Annotated in this window: 15 protein-coding genes and 2 tRNA genes; 5 read left to right on the plus strand and 12 right to left on the minus strand. The window is 69.0% G+C overall.

Features of this window, described 5'->3' with window-relative positions; genetic code table 11:
* Positions 1-52: 52 nt before the first annotated feature.
* A complete protein-coding gene (locus tag OG844_RS21160; RefSeq protein WP_351180041.1) occupies positions 53-454 on the plus strand; it encodes a CBS domain-containing protein in 402 nt (133 codons plus the stop codon).
* 223 nt (positions 455-677) lie between these two features.
* Here the strand turns inward: OG844_RS21160 and OG844_RS21165 are convergent, their stop codons facing one another.
* On the minus strand, positions 678-2,129 hold the full coding sequence (locus tag OG844_RS21165) for a catalase (protein ID WP_406392277.1): 1,452 nt from the start codon (positions 2,127-2,129) through the stop codon (positions 678-680).
* Between the two features lie 162 nt (positions 2,130-2,291).
* On the opposite strand from OG844_RS21165, the gene OG844_RS21170 reads away from it, so the two are divergent.
* Positions 2,292-2,711, plus strand: coding sequence for a Fur family transcriptional regulator (locus OG844_RS21170; protein WP_406392279.1), 420 nt, complete (start codon positions 2,292-2,294; stop codon positions 2,709-2,711).
* 138 nt (positions 2,712-2,849) lie between these two features.
* Here OG844_RS21170 and OG844_RS21175 read toward each other — a convergent pair.
* The 4 genes from OG844_RS21175 to OG844_RS21190 all read right to left on the minus strand — a co-directional run bounded on the left by OG844_RS21175 (position 2,850) and on the right by OG844_RS21190 (position 8,281).
* A tRNA-Met gene (locus OG844_RS21175) sits at positions 2,850-2,923 on the minus strand.
* Between the two features lie 82 nt (positions 2,924-3,005).
* Positions 3,006-4,997 carry a tetratricopeptide repeat protein gene (locus OG844_RS21180; protein WP_406392281.1) on the minus strand — a complete coding sequence of 664 codons (1,992 nt, stop codon included), beginning with the start codon at positions 4,995-4,997 and terminating at the stop codon, positions 3,006-3,008.
* A gap of 225 nt (positions 4,998-5,222) precedes the next feature.
* Positions 5,223-5,296: transfer RNA gene (locus tag OG844_RS21185), tRNA-Met, on the minus strand.
* Between the two features lie 42 nt (positions 5,297-5,338).
* On the minus strand, positions 5,339-8,281 hold the full coding sequence (locus tag OG844_RS21190; RefSeq protein ID WP_406396206.1) for a UPF0182 family protein: 2,943 nt from the start codon (positions 8,279-8,281) through the stop codon (positions 5,339-5,341).
* Positions 8,282-8,417: 136 nt separating this feature from the next.
* Here OG844_RS21190 and OG844_RS21195 point away from each other — a divergent pair, with 136 nt between their 5' ends.
* Positions 8,418-8,978, plus strand: a complete 561-nt coding sequence (locus OG844_RS21195) for a PPA1309 family protein (RefSeq protein WP_384612150.1) — start codon at positions 8,418-8,420, stop codon at positions 8,976-8,978.
* 124 nt (positions 8,979-9,102) lie between these two features.
* On the opposite strand, the gene OG844_RS21200 is transcribed toward OG844_RS21195, so the two are convergent.
* From OG844_RS21200 to OG844_RS21215, 4 genes are all read right to left on the minus strand, one after another.
* Entirely contained in the window at positions 9,103-10,191 is a 1,089-nt protein-coding gene (locus OG844_RS21200; protein ID WP_406392283.1) for a PDZ domain-containing protein, read from the minus strand.
* 180 nt (positions 10,192-10,371) lie between these two features.
* Entirely contained in the window at positions 10,372-10,542 is a 171-nt protein-coding gene (locus OG844_RS21205) for a hypothetical protein (RefSeq protein ID WP_329207588.1), read from the minus strand.
* Positions 10,543-10,669: 127 nt separating this feature from the next.
* The gene (locus OG844_RS21210; protein WP_351181278.1) at positions 10,670-11,131 is read right to left on the minus strand and encodes a molybdenum cofactor biosynthesis protein MoaE; all 462 of its coding nucleotides are present in this window, start codon (positions 11,129-11,131) and stop codon (positions 10,670-10,672) included.
* A 140-nt stretch (positions 11,132-11,271) separates the two neighbouring features.
* Entirely contained in the window at positions 11,272-12,414 is a 1,143-nt protein-coding gene (locus OG844_RS21215; protein ID WP_351167966.1) for an SDR family oxidoreductase, read from the minus strand.
* A 191-nt stretch (positions 12,415-12,605) separates the two neighbouring features.
* Here OG844_RS21215 and OG844_RS21220 point away from each other — a divergent pair, with 191 nt between their 5' ends.
* Together OG844_RS21220 and OG844_RS21225 are read left to right on the plus strand one after the other, a co-directional pair.
* Positions 12,606-14,051, plus strand: a complete 1,446-nt coding sequence (locus OG844_RS21220) for a zinc-dependent metalloprotease (protein ID WP_406392284.1) — start codon at positions 12,606-12,608, stop codon at positions 14,049-14,051.
* Positions 14,048-14,593 carry an NUDIX hydrolase gene (locus tag OG844_RS21225; RefSeq protein WP_406392286.1) on the plus strand — a complete coding sequence of 182 codons (546 nt, stop codon included), beginning with the start codon at positions 14,048-14,050 and terminating at the stop codon, positions 14,591-14,593. The genes OG844_RS21220 and OG844_RS21225 overlap by 4 nt, the downstream gene beginning before the upstream one ends.
* A 73-nt stretch (positions 14,594-14,666) precedes the next feature.
* Here OG844_RS21225 and OG844_RS21230 read toward each other — a convergent pair whose 3' ends face one another.
* The 3 genes from OG844_RS21230 to OG844_RS21240 are packed head-to-tail and all read right to left on the minus strand — an operon-like array spanning position 14,667 to position 17,683.
* Positions 14,667-15,422, minus strand: coding sequence for an AIM24 family protein (locus tag OG844_RS21230; protein WP_406392287.1), 756 nt, complete (start codon positions 15,420-15,422; stop codon positions 14,667-14,669).
* An 18-nt stretch (positions 15,423-15,440) separates the two neighbouring features.
* On the minus strand, positions 15,441-16,121 hold the full coding sequence (locus OG844_RS21235) for an AIM24 family protein (RefSeq protein WP_329207599.1): 681 nt from the start codon (positions 16,119-16,121) through the stop codon (positions 15,441-15,443).
* A gap of 11 nt (positions 16,122-16,132) precedes the next feature.
* On the minus strand, positions 16,133-17,683 hold the full coding sequence (locus tag OG844_RS21240) for a TerD family protein (RefSeq protein ID WP_406392288.1): 1,551 nt from the start codon (positions 17,681-17,683) through the stop codon (positions 16,133-16,135).
* Between the last annotated feature and the right edge of the window lie 17 nt (positions 17,684-17,700).

Raw genomic sequence — 17,700 nt, forward strand, 5'->3', positions numbered from 1 at the left:
GAACTTGTGAATCGACTCACGTAGTCGCTTCACGAAGGAGGTGGCTCCCTTCATGCTCGTCCGTGACGCCATGAGCACGGTGGTTCTCACCATCGGCCCGACCCACACCCTCCGCCAGGCCGCCCGGCTGATGTCGGTACGCCGCGTCGGAGCAGCCGTCGTCCATGACCCGGACACCTGCGGATTCGGCATTCTCACCGAACGCGACATCCTCAACGCCGTCGGATCGGGCCAGAACCCCGATGTCGAGACCGCCTCCAGCCACACCACCACCGATGTGGTCTTCGCCGCCCCCGTCTGGACCCTGGAGGAGGCGGCCGAGGCCATGACGCACGGCGGCTTCCGGCATCTGATCGTGCTGGACGGCGACGGACCGGTCGGCATCGTGTCGGTGCGCGACATCATCCGCTGCTGGGCGCCGGCCGGGCGTCCTCCGGTGGAACTGGTCGGCTGAGCGATCGGCGACGACCGGCCGGCCCCCGCGCGCACGGGATCCGCCCGGTCGCGCGGCGCTGTCGTCGCCGGTAGCTCTCGCAGCGTCAGCAGCCGCCCCGCCATGAACGGCCACCGGCTGTACGTCGGCACGGTGTGCGGCTCACCCCGTGAAGCGAGCACATGCAGAAGTGCGGGGTGGGGCAGCGGATCCGCTGCCCCACCCCGCACTCGTGTCCGACGGCTCAGCCCCGCAGCGCCTGGACCGCAGCTTCCAGCCGCTTGCCGAAGTCACCATCGGCCTGGCGGAAGTTGTTGACCGCGCGCTCGGCGATGTCGTCGCGCGAGACCTTCGAGATGAACCCGGCGAGGTTCTCGATCAGCCGGTCCTTCTCGTCCTCGGAGAAGAGCCGGTAGAGGTTTCCGGCCTGGACGAAGTCGTTGTCCTCGGCGTGGCTCGGAGCCTCGTGGTTGCCTGTGCCGCCGGTGACGGGAACGGGCTCCCACATCGGCCTGCCGGTCTGGACCGGGCCGCCGAAGCTGTTCGGTTCGTAGTTCTTGGTGCCCTTGTGGCGGCCGTCGTACAGATAGCCGTCACGGCTGTTCGTACGCGCCTCGGTGGCGTGCGGGCGGTTCACCGGCAGGTGGTCGGCGTTGATGCCGACGCGGTAGCGGTGGGCGTCGCCGTACGCGAAGAGGCGGCCCTGGAGCATCTTGTCCGGGGACGGTCCGATGCCGGGCACGAAGTGCGCGGGGCTGAAGATGGACTGCTCGACCTCGGCGAAGATGTTCTCCGGGTTGCGGTTGAGCTCGAGCTTGCCGATCTCGACCGGCGGGTAGTCCTCGTGCGGCCAGACCTTGGTCAGGTCGAAGGGGTTGAAGCGGTAGTTCGCCGCCTCGGCCGCCGGCATGATCTGCACCTGCACCGTCCAGGACGGGAATTCGCCGCGCTCGATGGACTCGCGCAGGTCGCGCTGGTGGCTGTCCGGGTCCACTCCCGAGAGGCGGTTGGCCTCGTCGGTGGTGAGGTTCTTGATGCCCTGGTCGGTCTTGAAGTGGTACTTGACCCAGAAGACCTCGCCGGCCTCGTTGTTCCACTGGTACGTGTGCGACCCGTACCCGTTCATGTGGCGCAGCGTGGCCGGGATGCCGCGGTCGCCGAACAGCCAGGTCACCTGGTGCGTGGACTCGGGCGACAGACCCCAGAAGTCCCAGACGTTGTCCGCCTCCTGCGAGCCGGTGTACGGGTCGCGCTTCTGGGTGTGGATGAAGTCGGGGAACTTGATGGCGTCCTTGATGAAGAACACCGGGGTGTTGTTGCCGACGAGGTCGTAGTTGCCCTCCTCGGTGTAGAACTTCAGCGCGAAGCCGCGGGGGTCACGCACCGCGTCGGCGGATCCGAGGTTGCCCGCGACGGTGGAGAAGCGCAGGAACGTCTCGGTCTGCTTGCCGACCTCGGAGAGGAACTTCGCACGCGTCCACTGCGAGACATCACGGGTCAGCGTGAACGTGCCGTACGCACCTGCGCCACGGGCGTGCACTATGCGCTCCGGAATGCGCTCACGGTTGAAGTGGGCGAGCTTCTCCAGCAGCGCCTGGTCCTGCACGAGCACGGGTCCGCCCGGGCCGGCAGTCTCGCTGTTCTGGTTGTCGGCAACCGGTGCGCCGGCCTCCGTGGTGAGCGGTCCCTGCGTCACGTGCGCCTCCTGCGTCATGTCCTGCACAGTCGTCGTTCCCTGCACAGCCTGTCCCTTGGCCAATACCCTTCCCGATCCTACAATGGACATTGTCCAAGTCAAGTGAGCATCCAAAGTCACACCCATTCGGGACTCAGTTCCCCCACTGTTAGGCTGGACCCCATGAGTGACCTCCTGGAACGACTTCGTGGACGCGGCTGGCGCATGACGGCGCAGCGGCGTGTCGTGGCCGAGGTCCTTGACGGGGACCACGTACACCTGACGGCGGACGAGGTGCACGCGAGGGCTGTCGACCGGCTGCCGGAGATCTCCCGCGCCACCGTGTACAACACGCTGGGCGAGATGGTGTCCCTCGGGGAGGTCCTCGAGGTGTCGACCGATCACCGGGCCAAGCGGTACGACCCGAACGCCCACCACCCCCACCACCACCTGGTGTGCGCCCGGTGCGGAGCCATCCGGGACGTGCACCCGTCGGGAGATCCGCTGGCCGACCTGCCGGCCGCCGAGCGCTTCGGATTCACCGTCTCCGACGTCGAGGTGACCTACCGGGGCGTCTGCCCGACCTGCGCCGCCACGGCCTGAGCCGGGACCGGTCCCGCCCCCTGGGTGCGGGACCTTGCCGCGCACGGGGTCCCGCCCTGCACAGGACCTTGCCCTGCGCTCGACCGGACATACGACTGAGGCCCGGATCCTTTTCAGGATCCGGGCCTCAGTCTTCAGTAGCGGGGACAGGATTTGAACCTGCGACCTCTGGGTTATGAGCCCAGCGAGCTACCGAGCTGCTCCACCCCGCGTCGTTGTGAGTGCAACATTACGGTACCCCGCCGACCAGCGCAAATCCCTTTCGCGGGCACCCGCGCCCCCGGGAGCGCACGGCTATGCGGTGAGCTCCTGGTGGAGCGCTTCCAGCAACCGGGCGGCCCGCTCGGCCACCTCCGCCGGTCCGAGCTCGACGGCACGGGCACACCAGCGCTGCCCCTCCGTGAGCTCGCCCCGGCGGGCTGCGAGCAGCGCGAGGCGCAGGGCGGCACGGCCGTGACCGTCGTTCGCGGCGCGACCCCACCACAGGGCCGCTTCGCGCTCGCTGCCCTCACGGGCGAGCAGCAGGCCGAGGTTGAAGGCCCCGTTGCGGCTGCCCGACTCGGCCGCCTCGCGGTACCAGCGGGCGGCACTCTCCATGTCGCCGCGGGCCGCGGCGAGCATCCCGGCCCGCACCTGGGCACGGCGGTGCCCCTGCTCGGCCGCGCGCTCGTACCACTCCTCGCACTCGGTCTTCTCCGGCATCGGCTCACCCAGTCCGGGCGGGCCGGGCGGCGGCTGGCGCAGATCGAGGACGCCGGCCAGTCGGAACGCCGCCTCGGCGCTGCCGCCACCGGCGGCGCAGCGCAGATGGCGCTCCGCCTCCCGCTCCTCACCGTCGCGCAGCAGCGCCATGCCGACCTGCAGCGCGGCATCCGTGTGCCCTGCCGCGGCCGCCCGCTGGTACCAGCTCAGCGCCGTGCGGTCCTCGTCGCGTCCGGCGTGCAGGATGCCGAGGTTGAACGCCGCATCCACACTGCCCGCCTCGGCAGCCTTGGAGAACCACGGCTCGGCGCCTGTGCCGTCGCCCGCCTGGAGCAACAGCACGGCCAGCGCGTTGGCGGCCTCGCGGTGTCCCGCGTAGGCGGCACGGCGGTACCACTGCTCGGCCTGGGGAGTGCGGTCCTGGGCCGCGCAGAGCAGACCGAGATTGTACGCGCCGTTGACGTCGCCCGCGTCCATCGCGGCGCGGTACCAGCGCTCGGCGGTCTGCTGCTCGCCGCGGGCCGCGTGGAGTGCTCCCAGGGCGTTGGCGGCGTTGCCGTCGCCGTCCTGGGCGGCGCGCAGCCACCACACGGCCGCGCTCTCCTCGTCGCCCGCGTCGCGCAGCAGGAAACCGAGGGCGCAGGCGGCACGGGGCTCGCCGTCCTTGGCCGCGGTGAGGTACCAGCGGCCCGCCTCCTTGAGCTCACCGCGCTGCTCCAGGATGGCTCCGAGGTGCAGGGCGGCACGGCGGTGACCGCGCGCGGCAGCCTGCCGGTACCACTGCTCGGCCTCGCCCACCCGGCCGGCCGCCGGGCCCGCGACGGGACCGACGCCCTTCCCTGCCGCCGCACGGCCGTCCAGGACGCTCGGCGCGCCCGCTCCGGCGTTCCGCCCCATGCCGAAGGCATCCTGCGGCTCCTCGACGGCGTTGCGTTCCAGGGTGCGTGCGAGGCGGTACGCGGCCTCCCGGTGGCCCTGTTCGGCGGCAGCCCGCAGCCAGCGCTCGGCTCCCACGTCGCTGCGGTGCTCGAGCAGGTCGGCCAGGGCGTAGGCGCCCAGCGCGTGGCCCTGTTCGGCGGACTGGCGCAGCCAGTACTCGGCCCCGGGCTCGTCGCCGCACTCCCGGAAGTGGCGCCCGAGGGCGTGCGCGGCGGCGGCGGACCCGGCGACGGCGGCGATGCGCCACCACCCGGCGGCCTCGTCCGCGTATCCGCGCTGGTGGAGAAGGACACCCAGGTTGTTGGCTGCGGCCCGGTCGCCCTCGGCGGTGGCGGCACGCAGGTAGGACTCGGCGCCGTCGAGGTCGCCGCGGCGCAGCAGGAGCGCGCCGAGGACGCTCATCGACGCGGCGTCACCGGCCTCCGCCGCACGACGGTGTCGCGCCTCGGTCTCGGCATGATCCGTGGTATCAGTGGTGTCCGTGGCGTAGGCGGCGTCCTCGGCGGAGGTGTCGTCAGCGGTGTCGGCGGCCTCGGCGAGGGCAGCGGCAAATACCGCATCCGCCACGTTTTCCGTCTTCCGGACGTGTCGCTGCACAAACCGCCCTGTCTCCAACAGAGTTGCCCTGTCCCCCATAAATACCATCGTCGCACCACCTGCAACCCGCGTACACCTGGAATACCGCGGCCAGTGAGGTCACTTCAGCGTTTTGTCGACATGCCCACAGAGAGACAAGTCAAACACGTTCAAGCCCAACTCGTGCTCTGCGAACCGCACTTCGCACCGACAACTTGAGAAAGTGGCCGAGGCGACAATCGACGGCATGACGAAGGCCCGGATCCTTTTCAGGATCCGGGCCTCAGTCTTCAGTAGCGGGGACAGGATTTGAACCTGCGACCTCTGGGTTATGAGCCCAGCGAGCTACCGAGCTGCTCCACCCCGCGTCGTTGTGTTCAAACCGTACCACGACGCGGGGTGGAACTTTCTCAGGTGCCCTGGTCCTCGCCCTTCTCATCGGCCTTGTCGGCCGTGTCGGGCTCTGCCACCGTGTCGGCTCCGCCGGCGGCCTTGGGCTGGGCAGCCGCCGCTCGCCTGAGGGCATCCTCCAGGTCCGCCTGCGCCTTGCCGTAGGCGGTCCAGTCGTTCTTCTTCAGGGCCGCCTCACCCGCGGTGTACGCCTTTTGCGCATCCGCGATGGCCTTCTTCAGAGCGGCCTCCCCGGTGGCAGGCGGCTCGGTCGTGTCACCCGGTGGCTCGGTGGGCTCCGTCGGCGGGGTGGTCGTATCGGATTCCTCCACCCCGAAGACCGCGTTGAGCGCCTCCCCGAGGCTGTTCTCAAAGACGATCTTCGACCCGTACGAGGCGGCGACCTTGCGCAGCAGCGGATAGTTCTGCGTGCCACCGCGCGTGTACACCGGCTCGATGTAGAGGAAGCCCCCGTCCAGCGGCACGGTCAGCAGATTGCCGTACTCGATGTCCGAGTCGGTGCCCTTGAGGTTCCTCACGAACTCGGCGACGTCGTCGTTGCCGTTGAGCTCACTCTGTACCTGGCCCGGGCCCTTCACCGTGGTGGTGACTCTCAACAGCCTTATGGTGCCGTAGTCCTTGCTGGCCGCGTCCGCGTCCACCGCCATGAACGCCCCTAGGTCGGGCCGTCCCTTCGGTGTGAACGTCGTGGTCAGGGAGAACCGCTGCACATTCTGATCTGGCATCTTCATGCTCAGGTAGTACGGCGGGACGGCCCCGGGCTCCTTGTTGGTGGGGTCGTCCGGAACCTGCCAGGCGTCACTGCCGCTGTAGAACTGCGCGGGATCCTGGACGTGGTAGCGCGTGAGCAGTTCCCGCTGGACCTTGAACAGGTCCTGCGGGTAGCGCAGGTGGTCCATCAGATCCTGCGGGATGTCGCCACGCGACTTCACAGTTCCCGGGAACGCCTTGCGCCAGGTCTTGAGCACCGGGTCCTCGGTGTCCCACTCGTAGAGTTTGACCTTGCCGTCGTAGGCGTCGACGGTGGCCTTCACCGAGTTGCGGATGTAGTTGACCTGGTTCTGCTGGGTGACGACGGCGCGCTGGTTGGTGGTCAGCGAGTCCGCCGTGGTGTCACCGAGCGTCGTACGCGACGCGTACGGATAGCCGTTGGTCGTCGTGTAGGCGTCGACGACCCACTGGATCCGGCCGCCCACGACCGCCGGATAGGCATCACCGTCGATGGTCAGCCAGGGGGCGACCGCTTCGACGCGCTCCTTGGGGGTGCGGTTGTACAGGATCCGCGAACCCTCGCCGATGGCTCCGGAATAGAGTATCTGCGGCTCGCTGAAGGACACGGCGTAGGCAGCGCGGTTGAAGGCGTTGCCGAGACTGACCCCGCTGTTGCCCTTGTAGCTGGTGGTCTTCTCGCCGTCCTCCTCGTAGTCGAGCTCCTTCTGGGGCCCTCCGACGATGGAGTACTGCTCGGTCTTCTCGCCGTAGTAGATCCGCTGCTCGTACTTCGGCAGCTCACCGGTGGTCGGCAGGCCCGACTCCGTGAAGTCCGGGGAGCCCGCCGGGTTGGTGCCCGTCGTGGTGCCCCGGGCCGCGATGGCGCCGTAGCCGTGCGTGTACGTGAAGTGGTCGTTGATCCAGTTCCGCTTGGGGAGGCCGTCGAGGTTGAGCTCGCGCAGGCCGATGACGGTGTCCTGCTCCTTGCCGTCGGTTCCCTTGTAGCGGTCGACGTCCAGGGTCTTGGGGAACTGGTAGTAGTTCCTCTTCTGCTGGAGCTGCTGGAAAGCCGGCGAGACGACGTTCGGGTCCATCACGCGGTAGCTGGCCGCGGCGTCCGCACCGGCCCGGAGCTTGGCGTCGTCCGTGGTCGTGCTCTTGCCCGAGTAGTCGTCCACCTTCGCGTCGTCGATGTCGTAGGCATCGCGGGTCGCGTCGATGTTCTTCCGGATGAACGGTGCTTCCTTGGCCTGCTCGTTCGGCTGGACCTGGAACTTCTGCACGATCGCCGGGTAGAGCCCGCCGATCAGGATCGCGGAGAGCACCATCAGGCCGAAGCCGATCACCGGCAACTGCCACGTGCGCCGCCAGAGCGTCGCGAAGAACAGCAGGGCGCAGATGACGGCGATGCAGAACAGGATCGTCTTCGCCGGAAGGTAGGCGTTGGCATCTACGTACCGCAGGCCCGTCCAGTTGTCCGTGGCCTTGAAGTCACTCGACTTCACGGCCAGGCCGTACCGGTCGAGCCAGTACGCCACGGCCTTCAGCGAGACGAAGATGCCGAGCAGCACGGAGAGATGGCCGGTGGCCGCACCCGTGGCCCGTGCGCCGGGGCTGGTGATCCGCAGCCCGCCGTAAAGGTAGTGCGTGAGCGCTGCGGCGATCAGCGACAGCACGGCAGCGGCGAAGCCGAAGCCGAGCATGAAGCGGTACCACGGCAGGTCGAAGGCGTAGAAGGACACGTCCAGCTTGAACTGGGGGTCCTTCTGCCCGAACGACACACCGTTGACGTACATCAGCCACGTACGCCACTGGCCCGACGCGGACGCTCCGGCGATCAGCCCGACAAGGGCGGTGATCGCGAGCAGCACCCACTTCTTGTACGGGGCGACACTCATCCGGTAGCGGTCCAGGCTCTGCTGCTCCATCGACATCGCGCTCAGCGGCGGCCTCAGCCGGTGCGCGAGCCAGATGTTCACGCCGACGGCGACGGCCATCAGCAGTCCGAAGACGAGGAACAGCCCGATCTTGGTCCACAGGGTGGTGGTGAAGACGGATGAATACGCGACCGACCGGTACCAGAGCCAGTCCGTCCAGAACCCGGCGAACATGACAAAGGCCATGGCGAGAATCGCCAGGACACCCAGTGTCATGAGCAGGGTACGGACGCGCCGGGACGGGCGGCCGACTCTGATCCGTGGCCCGGTCGGGCCTCCGCCGCGGTCCGGCATCTGGAAAGCCAACGTGCGCACCTCGAAGTTCGCGGTCGTGTGAAGCAGGCCCAGCGATCGTAGAGCCCACCTATGCAACTTACTGAGGCTTTACCTAGTTCCCGTTCCCGGGGCGGAAGGAGGCAGGATATTGACCATGCCCAACGTTTCCCCCTCAGGCCCTCCGATGGCCGCGAGCCCCCTCACCGTCGCCGTACTCGAAATCGACGCCTACGCCGCAGGCCTCGGCTGGGATCAGCCCGCCCGGCTGTTCGCCCTCGTCGACACCGCCAGGCTGCGCGCCAGCGAGCCGGGCCTCGCGGCCCAGCTCGGTCTCGACGACGCCTCGTCGACCACCGCCGCCTTCACCCCTATCGAACAGGAGGAGCTTCCCGCCGGCACCGCCCTGGACGAATTCCTCGCCACGATCGCCTGGCCCGACGCCGTGGTCGGCTGCGCCATGACGGTGGAGCGGCTGATGCTGCCGCCGTCCGCCGAGGCCTCCGTACCGGAAGGCCTGAGCGACAGCCAGCTGACCAAGTGGGTCGCCAAGCACCCGGACCGGCAGGAGGTCCGGATGACCGTGGCTGTTCTGCGGGACGGGGCGCGGGACTCCGCCGTGCGGCTGCGGGAGAAGGACTCCCCGACCGAGGTCCTCACCGGTGCGGGCCTGGTCCCGGGGCTGGCCGAGGCGCTCGCGGCCACTTTCGAAGCCTGATTCCTACGGTTCCGCGGGGCTTCCCGTCCCGCGGAGCCCGGCTGGTACCGTCCTGCGGAACCTGTCCCGGCCCCTGCCTCGCGAGCGGGGGCCGGTCTCAGCCGGCCGTCGCGTGCGGGCCGACTCAGCCTGCCGAGCAGCTCGGCAGGTCGGCCGGTTCCCCTGCGCGGATCTTCTCCAGCGACTTCTTCGCGTCGTCGAGGTTCTTGACCCTCACCAGGGTGAGACCGCTCGGGGTGTCGGCCGCCGCGGCGGCACAGTTGTCGTCGGGGGTGAGGAAGTACCGGGCGCCCGCATCGCGCGCACCGACCAGCTTCATGTTGATGCCGCCGATCGGCCCGACCTTGCCGCTGTCGTCGATGGTGCCGGTGCCGGCGATGAACTTCCCGCCCGTCAGCTGGCCGGGCGTGAGCTTGTCGATGATGCCCAGCGAGAACATCAGCCCGGCGCTCGGGCCGCCGACGTCGGCGAGCTTGATGTCGATCTCGAACGGGAACGCGTGGTCCGTCCCTGCCTGGATGCCGACGATCGCGCGGTCCTCCGCCGGGGCCTTCCGCGTGGAGAGGGTGATCTCACGCGTGCCCTGAGGCTCCTTGCCGGCCTTCTCGGCCGCGGCCGATGCCTTGGCGGGGATGATCGTGAACACTACGTTCTCACCGGGCTCGTGTTCTGTGACGAACTTCGCGACGTCCTCGGGCTGCTTGACCGCCGTACCGTCGACGGCCTTGATCACGTCGCCCGCGTGGAGCTTGCCCTGGGCGGGGCTGTCCTTGACGACGGTGGAGACCACGACGCGTGAGGTGACGGGGATCTTCAGTTCCTCGAGGGCCGCGACCTTGGCGCTCTCCTGGGACTGGCTGAACTCCTCCGCGTTCTCCTGCGTCGACTCCTCCTCCGTCTTGCCGTCCGGGTAGAGGGTGTCGTGCGGCACGATCACGCTGTCGTGGGCCAGCCAGCCGTAGACGGCCTCGACGATGTTCATGTCGTAGTCCGCGCCGGTGACGCGGACCGTCGTCATGTTGAGGTTCCCGGACGTCGGGTAGGTCTTGCGGCCGGTGATGTGCAGAACGGGTTCGCCACGTGCGTCGCCGAGGGTGTTCACGGTCGGGCCGGGAGACATCTCCGAATACGGCACGGGGATCAGCACGCCCACGCAGAGCAGCGCGATCAGAATGAGCGTGGAGGCGAGCATCGTCGCGGTGCGGCGTGGCATGGAACGACAGTACGGGAAGGGCTTGTCAGTGCACCGTCGGGGCCGGTCCGTACGGGGCCCGGGGCCGCGTGGCACGGCGATGGCCGAGGGGGCCGCCGGTCAGCTCGCTGCGCGGAGAACGCGCGGAGGAGGAGCGAGGACGCGATGCGGGATTGGCAACTGCGTACAGCTGCCGCTGTCTCAGACCGCCTCGGAACCGGAGTCCGACTTCTCCATCGCTTCACGGAACCTGGCGTAGCCGGCGAGTTCGGTGACATCGCCGGTCGTTCGATTGCGGGCTGCCCACCCTCCCCATATCGCCGCACCGAGGGCGGCGAAAAGTGGAATCAAAAGCCAAGCGAGTGCTGCCATCACGACCTCCCTACCCCATGAGCGACCGCAACTGACGATCAGAAGATTAACCACCTGCAGGACCAACGCTCGTGGCAGGGGTGCGGTTACGCAAATCGGGGCTGAACACCCCTGGGGCGGTTTGCGCTCAGCAAGCGCCGACCCACTCCTCCGTGCCGTCCGAGAAACGCTGGTGCTTCCAGATCGGGACCTCGTGCTTGAGGTCGTCGATCAGCTTGCGACAGGCATCGAAGGCCTCACCCCGATGGGCGCAGGAGACGGCGACGACCACCGCCAGATCGCCCACACCCAGCTCACCCACCCGGTGGACGGCGGCCAGCGCCCTGACCGGGTACTGCGCGACGACCTTCTCCGCGACTCTGCGGAGCTCGTCCTGGGCGCTCGGATGGCAGGAGTAGCCGAGCGTGCCGACGTCCTGTCCGTCGTCGTGATTGCGCACCGTGCCGACGAAGAGCGCGATGCCGCCGGCGGCGTCGTCGCCGACCGCACGGAAGATCTCGTCGACGGAGAGCGGCGTCTCCCTGATCTCCAGCAGCCGGATCGGGTCCTGAGCTGCCTGCTCGCCGGGGTGGTCGTGGGTGCGTGCCATGGGACCCATCGTGCCGCACGGCGCCGACATCGCGGAATAGCGCTTTCGACCAGCAGGCCGGCCGGCCTGCTTGGAGCCTCCTACAGGTCCCCCCGGGAGCGCCCGGTGCGCGCCTGGGGAGACGAGGGGCCCGGGCCTCTCTAGAAGCGCCGGCGCGCTTTGCGGGCGCGGCGTACCAGCGCCGCCGTGCCCAGCAGTGCGACCGTGGCTCCCGCGGCGCCTGCCGCGGTGGCGTCCTTGCGGCCGAGACGGCGGCCGGCGACCGTGTGGCGCCCCTCCACCTCTTCCAGGAGCGCTCCGAGGACCTCCTCATTGGTCCACCGCGGACGCCAGCCGACGTCGTGGAGCCGGCTCACGCTGACCACCCACGGGTGCATGGTGTAGGCGAGGTCGCCCGCCGGGGACGGAGTGAGGCCGATCCGGTGCAGCCGGGCCGCTGCCCCGAGGGCGACGGCGGACGGCAGCTCCATCCGGCGCACGCCGGAGAGCTCCTCCACCTCCTCCTGCTCCAGCCAGCCGTCGCAGCCGACCGCGAACTCCCCGTCGATCTTCTCCAGGGCCGCGTACTCCAGGGCGCTCACCAGGTCCTCGACGTGGCAGAACTGCCAGGCGGGCCGCGATCCGGCGACGACCAGGAGCCTCGGCGACTCGAAATAACGGGTCAGCGCGGTGTCCGTGCCGCCGACCAGGACGGTCGGGCGTACCACCGTCACATTGAGTCCGGGGTGGGCACGGGGTGCGCGGCGCCCGAGCCGTTCGATCTCCAGCAGGTCGCCGACACCGGTGGCCTCCGCCGTGGCACGCAGTTCGGCGTCCTCGGAGAGCGGGATGTCGTTGTCGGGAAGCGCGCCGTAGACCATCGCCGAGGTGCACAGCACGACCCGGTGGACCCCGACGGCCGCCGCGGCCGTCAGCACGGTCTGGGTGCCGCGTACGTTGTACGCGGTACGGGCCGCGGGATCGGTCTCCAGGTCGAGATCGAGTGCCAGGTGCACGACGACGTCCGCACCGCGCAGTTTCTCCGCGATGGCGGGGTCCCGTACGTCCAGGATGTGCCACGTGGCCTCGGACACCTCCCCCCGGCGCTCATCGATGGCGATGACCTGCTTGATCTCGTCGGATGCGGCGAGATGCGCGGTGAGAAGCTCACCGACGCCGGTCGCGGCACCGGTGACCGCGACGACGGGGCCCCGGCTTCTGGAAGGATTCTTCGTCGGCTTGCTCTCGGGCGAGGGGTCGGCCAGGTTTCGCGCTGCGCGAACCTGTGGATCTGGGGAACTCACCGGGCGTCTCCAGCGGTTGTCTTCAGTACGTACCCGAATGACGCGTACGTACCAGGTGGCGTCCATCCTGCCGCAGGCCGGGAGCCGGCGGAGCACTGAGTCCCTAAGCGGGCTTTGGTGTCTACGCTGGATGGTGATGTCGGGCAGTCGCCGTCGGTTCGAGCCGGCGGCCCTACGAGCCGAGGAAACCCGTGAGTGACACCCCATTCGGATTCGGCCTTCCGCCGGAGGAGCCGGAAAACGGCGACGAAGGCAAGAAGAAGGACCCCACCGGAGGTGGGCAGGGTTCGGGCGGGCCGGCGAACCCGTTCGGCATCGGGCCGGGCGCGGGCGGGGACAACCCGTTCGCAGCGATGTTCGGCACGATGAACCCGAACGACCTGGGAGCGGCCTTCCAGCAGCTCGGCCAGATGCTGAGCTACGAGGGCGGCCCCGTCAACTGGGACATGGCCAAGCAGATCGCCCGCCAGACGGTGTCGCAGGGCACGCCCGACGGCAGCAAGGACGCGAGCGTCGGCCCGTCGGACCAGTCGGCGGTCGACGAGGCGCTGCGTCTGGCGGATCTCTGGCTGGACGGCGTGACGTCGCTGCCCTCCGGTTCCGTCTCGACGGTGGCCTGGAGCCGTGCGGAGTGGGTCGAGGCGTCCCTTCCTGCCTGGCAGCAGTTGGTGGACCCGGTGGCCGAGCGGGTCGGGCTGGCCATGGGCGACGTCCTCCCCGAGGAGATGCAGGCCATGGCGGGCCCGCTGATCGGGATGATGCGTTCGATGGGTGGTGCCATGTTCGGTCAGCAGATCGGGCAGGCGGTCGGCGTGCTCGCCGGCGAAGTCGTCGGATCGACGGACATCGGGCTCCCCCTGGGCCCGGCCGGCAAGGCCGCGCTGCTTCCTCTGAACATCGAGCGGTTCGGTAAGGACCTGAGCGTCGCGCAGGACGAGGTGCGGCTGTATCTCGCGCTGCGTGAGGCCGCCCACCAGCGGCTCTTCGCCCACGTTCCGTGGCTGCGCTCGCACCTGTTCGGTGCGGTCGAGGCGTACGCGCGCGGCATCAAGGTCGACACCAGCAAGCTCGAGGACGTCGTCGGCCAGTTCGACCCGACGCAGCCCGAGCAACTGCAGGACGCGCTCCAGCAGGGCATGTTCCAACCGGAGGACACACCCGAGCAGAAGGCCTCGCTCGCCCGCCTGGAGACTGCGCTCGCCCTCGTCGAGGGCTGGGTGGACGCCGTGGTGCACGAGGCTGCGAAGTCCCGGCTGACCTCGGCGGACGCCTTGCGCGAGACGATGCGCAGGCGCCGTGCGTCCGGCGGTCCCGCCGAGCAGACCTTCGCCACCCTCATCGGCCTCCAGCTGCGTCCGCGCCGCCTGCGGGACGCTTCGAGGCTGTGGGCCTCACTCACGGACGCCCGGGGCGTCGACGGCCGTGACGGCCTGTGGGAGCACCCGGACATGCTGCCGACGGCCCATGACCTGGACGACCCGGACGGATTCGTGCACCACGAGCAGCTGGACTTCTCCGAGCTCGACAAGATGCTCGGCGAGGCCGCGAAGGGCCCGCACAAGCCTGCGGCCGAGGACTCGGACGACTCTAAGAGCGACGACTCTAAGAGCGACGGCAAGGACGACACCGACAAGTGAGCCTGCTCGACGACGCCGTTCTCGTACTCAAGGGCTACGACTCGGAGCAGGAGGACCAGAGGGAGCTGCGCCAGACGTACCTGGACCATCTGGCCGGGCACCCGGACGGTATGTGGAAGGCCTGCGGGGCCGGGCACCTGACGGCCAGCGCACTGGTGATCGATCCGGAGCGGGGCCGGGTTCTGCTGACGCTGCACAGGAAGCTGCAGATGTGGCTCCAGATGGGTGGCCACTGCGAGCCGCAGGACTCGACCCTGGCTTCCGCGGCTCTGCGTGAGGCCACGGAGGAGTCCGGGATCGCCGGACTGACCCTGCTGCCCGGCGGGCCGGTCCGGCTGGACCGGCACCCCATCCCGGCGCCCTGTCACTGGCACCTCGACGTCCAGTACGCGGCTACGCCTCCCGCCGGCGCGACGGAACGGATCAGCGAGGAGTCCCTCGATCTGCGCTGGTTCCCGTACGAAGAGGTTTCCGGAGTCGCGGACGCCTCGGTCGTGCGGCTGGTGGAACGGACCCGGGCACGGCTGGAGCACGGCAACTAGCCCGTGCGCGTGGGCATGGGTAAGGGGCGGCCTCCAGGGAGGCCGCCCCTTGGCTGTGCCGGGTCCGGCTGACTCAGTTCCAGGCGTTGTTCTGGTTCTGGCTGTGGGCGCCGTGCTGACCCACGCCGAACTGCGCTGCCGCGCCCTGGCCGATCTGCGCGTGCTGCGGAGGCAGCACCTCACTCGGCTGGACGAGCGCGAAGCCCTGGCCCAGGAAGCTGAGCTCCCAGCCCTCCCCGGTGTTGCCACGGCGCCGGAGAACGCCGGAGGAGTGCGTCTGCGCCTGCATCTGCACCCTCAGCCCACTCGACCAGGCAACGATCGCGTCGGCGTCGGCATTCACGTACTTGTCGGGCGTGACCTGCATCATCAGCGGCTGGCCCGAGGTCATCAGCGCGACCTTGCCACTGCCGGAGATGTTGAGCTGGTACTTGCCCGTGCCCGAGATCCCGTACTGGCTGTCCACCGCGATGACCTCGGTGTGCAGCGACGAGTCGAGGGCGAGGACGTACGCGCTGTCGACCGTCATGCCCTCGCGGTCCACGTCGACCACGTGGATGTACTGGGCGAGGTTGGCCAGATAGACCGTTCCCTGGCCCGAGCAGCGCATCAGGTCGAGGCCCTCGCCCGTCCTCCTGCGGGCGTTGCGCTGTCCCTGCGACTGGTACTCGCCGTCGAATTCCATGAGCCCCTGATAGGCGACCATGGCTCCCTTGCGGGCGAGGACGTCGTCATGACCGGTCAGCGAGACCCGCAGGAGCTGCGGGTTCTGGACGGTGTACCGGTCCTGCGACTGCTGTTCGGTGTGGCTGAAAAGCGGACTCTGCATGATGTGTTCTCCCCCCGCTCAGTTCCGGATCCGCAGGCGGTCGGTACTGTCCTCGCTCGGCTGGACGACGACGATGCCCTGACCGGAGAAGGCCATCTGGTAGGCCTCTCCGCTGCCCCGACCGATGAGCGAGCTCGCCTTGAAGCTGCGCTTGCCCTTGACCTTCAGGTTCGGGGACCACGCGACGAGCGCGTCGGGGTCGACGTAGGTCTCGTCCTCGCCGCGGCCGCAGTCGACGACGATCGGCGTGCCGCGCGAGGTGATCGCGACCCATCCGGTTCCTTGGACGCAGACGTTCCACAGGCCCTGGCCGGCGAACTTGGCCAGGCCCTTGACCCGCTCCACACCCCAGGTGAGGTGGCCGTCGAAGGCGAGGAGATTGGTGCCGTTGACCGACAGCGAGTCGTTGTTGAGGTTGATGACGACCACATCGGCGCCGTAGTCGGCGAGGTAGAGCAGCCCGTCACCGGCGCACTTCATCAGGGGTGCGCCCTCGCCGGTGATCCACTGCGAGGCGATCTGGCGGACGGCGGGCGGGTTGGGCTCGTACTGGATGAAGCCCTCGTAGGCCACCATCGAGCCGGTACGTGCGTAGAGGTCCTGCCCGGAGGCCATGGCGACCTTGAGCATCGTGCGGCCGTGGTTCTCCATCCGGGCCGTGACGGGGGTCGGGGCGAAGCCCGCGAGTTGCTGATTCATGACGGGCTCCCTCAGACCTCGTAGGGCTGGACGACGATGAAGTTCCCGGGGGCTCCCCGGAACTGGAGGTTCACGGTCTCCCCGCTGTGGCCCGGGTACGCGTTGCGGCGCAGTCGGACCTGGCTGGAGATGATCACCTGGGACGCCGCCGACCAGGCCACGACCGCGTTGCAGTCGGCGAACGTGGTCGGGGTGACCGGCAGGACGACCGGAACACCGTGGGTCTTGACGACGACGGTGCCCGTGCCCTGGAACTGCATGGTGAACAGGGCACCGCCGGGAATCCCGTGCCCTTCGATCCTGCGCACCTCGTACTGCAGCGACTCGTCGAACGCGAGGACGCTCTCCGCCGAGACGCAGATGCCGTCACCCTGCAGCTCGATGGGGTGCAGGTGCGATCCCTCCTCGGCAAGGAAGACCTGCCCGCGACCCGTACAACGCATCAGCTGCATTTCCTGGCCTGTGGCGTTACCGACCATGCGGCCCGCGAAACCGGCGCCCTTGTAGCCGAAGTCGACCTTCCCCTGGTACATCACCATGCTGCCCTGACGGGCGAGCACGGGTGTTCCTCCCATGGTCAGGTCCACACGCATGAGCTGCTGGTTCTGCGAGGTCCAGCGCTGCCCGGTGGCCGTCTCCTTGTACGGCTGGAGGGCTGCCTGCAGCCCTGCGCCGGCCTGCGGGACACCCTGGGGCACCATTCCCTGGGGCGCACCGGGCGGCATGCCCGGGGGCTGCTGCCCATAGGCAGGAGGCTGCTGACCGTACGGCGGCGCGGCCTGGCCCGGTACCTGGCCGAACTGCGGCTGCTGGGGCGGCTGCCCGTACGGGGCCGGCGCCTGGGGTGCCAGGGGCGCAGCGATCGTCGGCGCGGCGTGCACCGGCTGCTGCGGTGCGACGGGCGCCCCGAACGACGGTGCGGGCTGAGGAGCTTGGGGCGCTGCCGGGGCGCCGAAAGCGGGGGGCGCGGTGGACTGGGCGGGCGGGGCGAACGACGGCGCCGCACCCTGTGGCTGCGCTGCTGCCGGAGCTTCCTCGGCGACCTCGCCACCGAAGTTCTTGAGCAGCGCGTCCAGGCCGCCGTCGAAGCCCTGGCCCACTGCGGCGAACCGCCAGACGTCCTTGAGGTAGAAGTCACCCAGCATGACCGCGCGCTCGGTGGTGAACTCCGAACCGGTGAAGGCGTACTTCACCACTTCCTCGCCGCCGGCGACGATCCGGATGTACCCGGGGCCGACCTGCGACATCTGCCCCGCACCGTCGAGGGTCGCGGTGAACGAAAGCTTGTGGATGTTCGCCGGAATGCGGTCGAGGGTGACGCGGAAGGACTCGGTGTCGCCGGCCTGGGCACCGAGCAGCTGAATGGACTCCTCGGGTGATTTCGGCTGGTTGAAGAAGATGAAATACCGGTCGTCCGAGAGCTGCTCATTGGCATCGAGACCGAAGCAGCTGATGTCGAACGTCAGACCCGGGCCGGCGATCTGCACACCTACGTACAGATCCGTCCCTGGCGTGAGATCACTGATCTTGGCCTTGTGGCCGCGTTGGAATTCCCTGGCCATGCGTAACGACCGTCCCC

Source organism: Streptomyces sp. NBC_00887, from assembly GCF_045207585.1.

What these genes read in the sequence shown, in the direction of transcription:
- OG844_RS21160 (WP_351180041.1), top strand. Translation starts at nt 53, where the DNA reads ATGCTCGTCCGTGACGCCATGAGCACGGTGGTTCTCACCATCGGCCCG.
- OG844_RS21170 (WP_406392279.1), top strand. Translation starts at nt 2,292, where the DNA reads ATGAGTGACCTCCTGGAACGACTTCGTGGACGCGGCTGGCGCATGACG.
- OG844_RS21180 (WP_406392281.1), bottom strand. Translation starts at nt 4,997, where the DNA reads ATGGTATTTATGGGGGACAGGGCAACTCTGTTGGAGACAGGGCGGTTT.
- OG844_RS21190 (WP_406396206.1), bottom strand. Translation starts at nt 8,281, where the DNA reads ATGCCGGACCGCGGCGGAGGCCCGACCGGGCCACGGATCAGAGTCGGC.
- OG844_RS21195 (WP_384612150.1), top strand. Translation starts at nt 8,418, where the DNA reads ATGCCCAACGTTTCCCCCTCAGGCCCTCCGATGGCCGCGAGCCCCCTC.
- OG844_RS21200 (WP_406392283.1), bottom strand. Translation starts at nt 10,191, where the DNA reads ATGCCACGCCGCACCGCGACGATGCTCGCCTCCACGCTCATTCTGATC.
- OG844_RS21205 (WP_329207588.1), bottom strand. Translation starts at nt 10,542, where the DNA reads ATGGCAGCACTCGCTTGGCTTTTGATTCCACTTTTCGCCGCCCTCGGT.
- OG844_RS21210 (WP_351181278.1), bottom strand. Translation starts at nt 11,131, where the DNA reads ATGGCACGCACCCACGACCACCCCGGCGAGCAGGCAGCTCAGGACCCG.
- OG844_RS21230 (WP_406392287.1), bottom strand. Translation starts at nt 15,422, where the DNA reads ATGCAGAGTCCGCTTTTCAGCCACACCGAACAGCAGTCGCAGGACCGG.
- OG844_RS21235 (WP_329207599.1), bottom strand. Translation starts at nt 16,121, where the DNA reads ATGAATCAGCAACTCGCGGGCTTCGCCCCGACCCCCGTCACGGCCCGG.
- OG844_RS21240 (WP_406392288.1), bottom strand. Translation starts at nt 17,683, where the DNA reads ATGGCCAGGGAATTCCAACGCGGCCACAAGGCCAAGATCAGTGATCTC.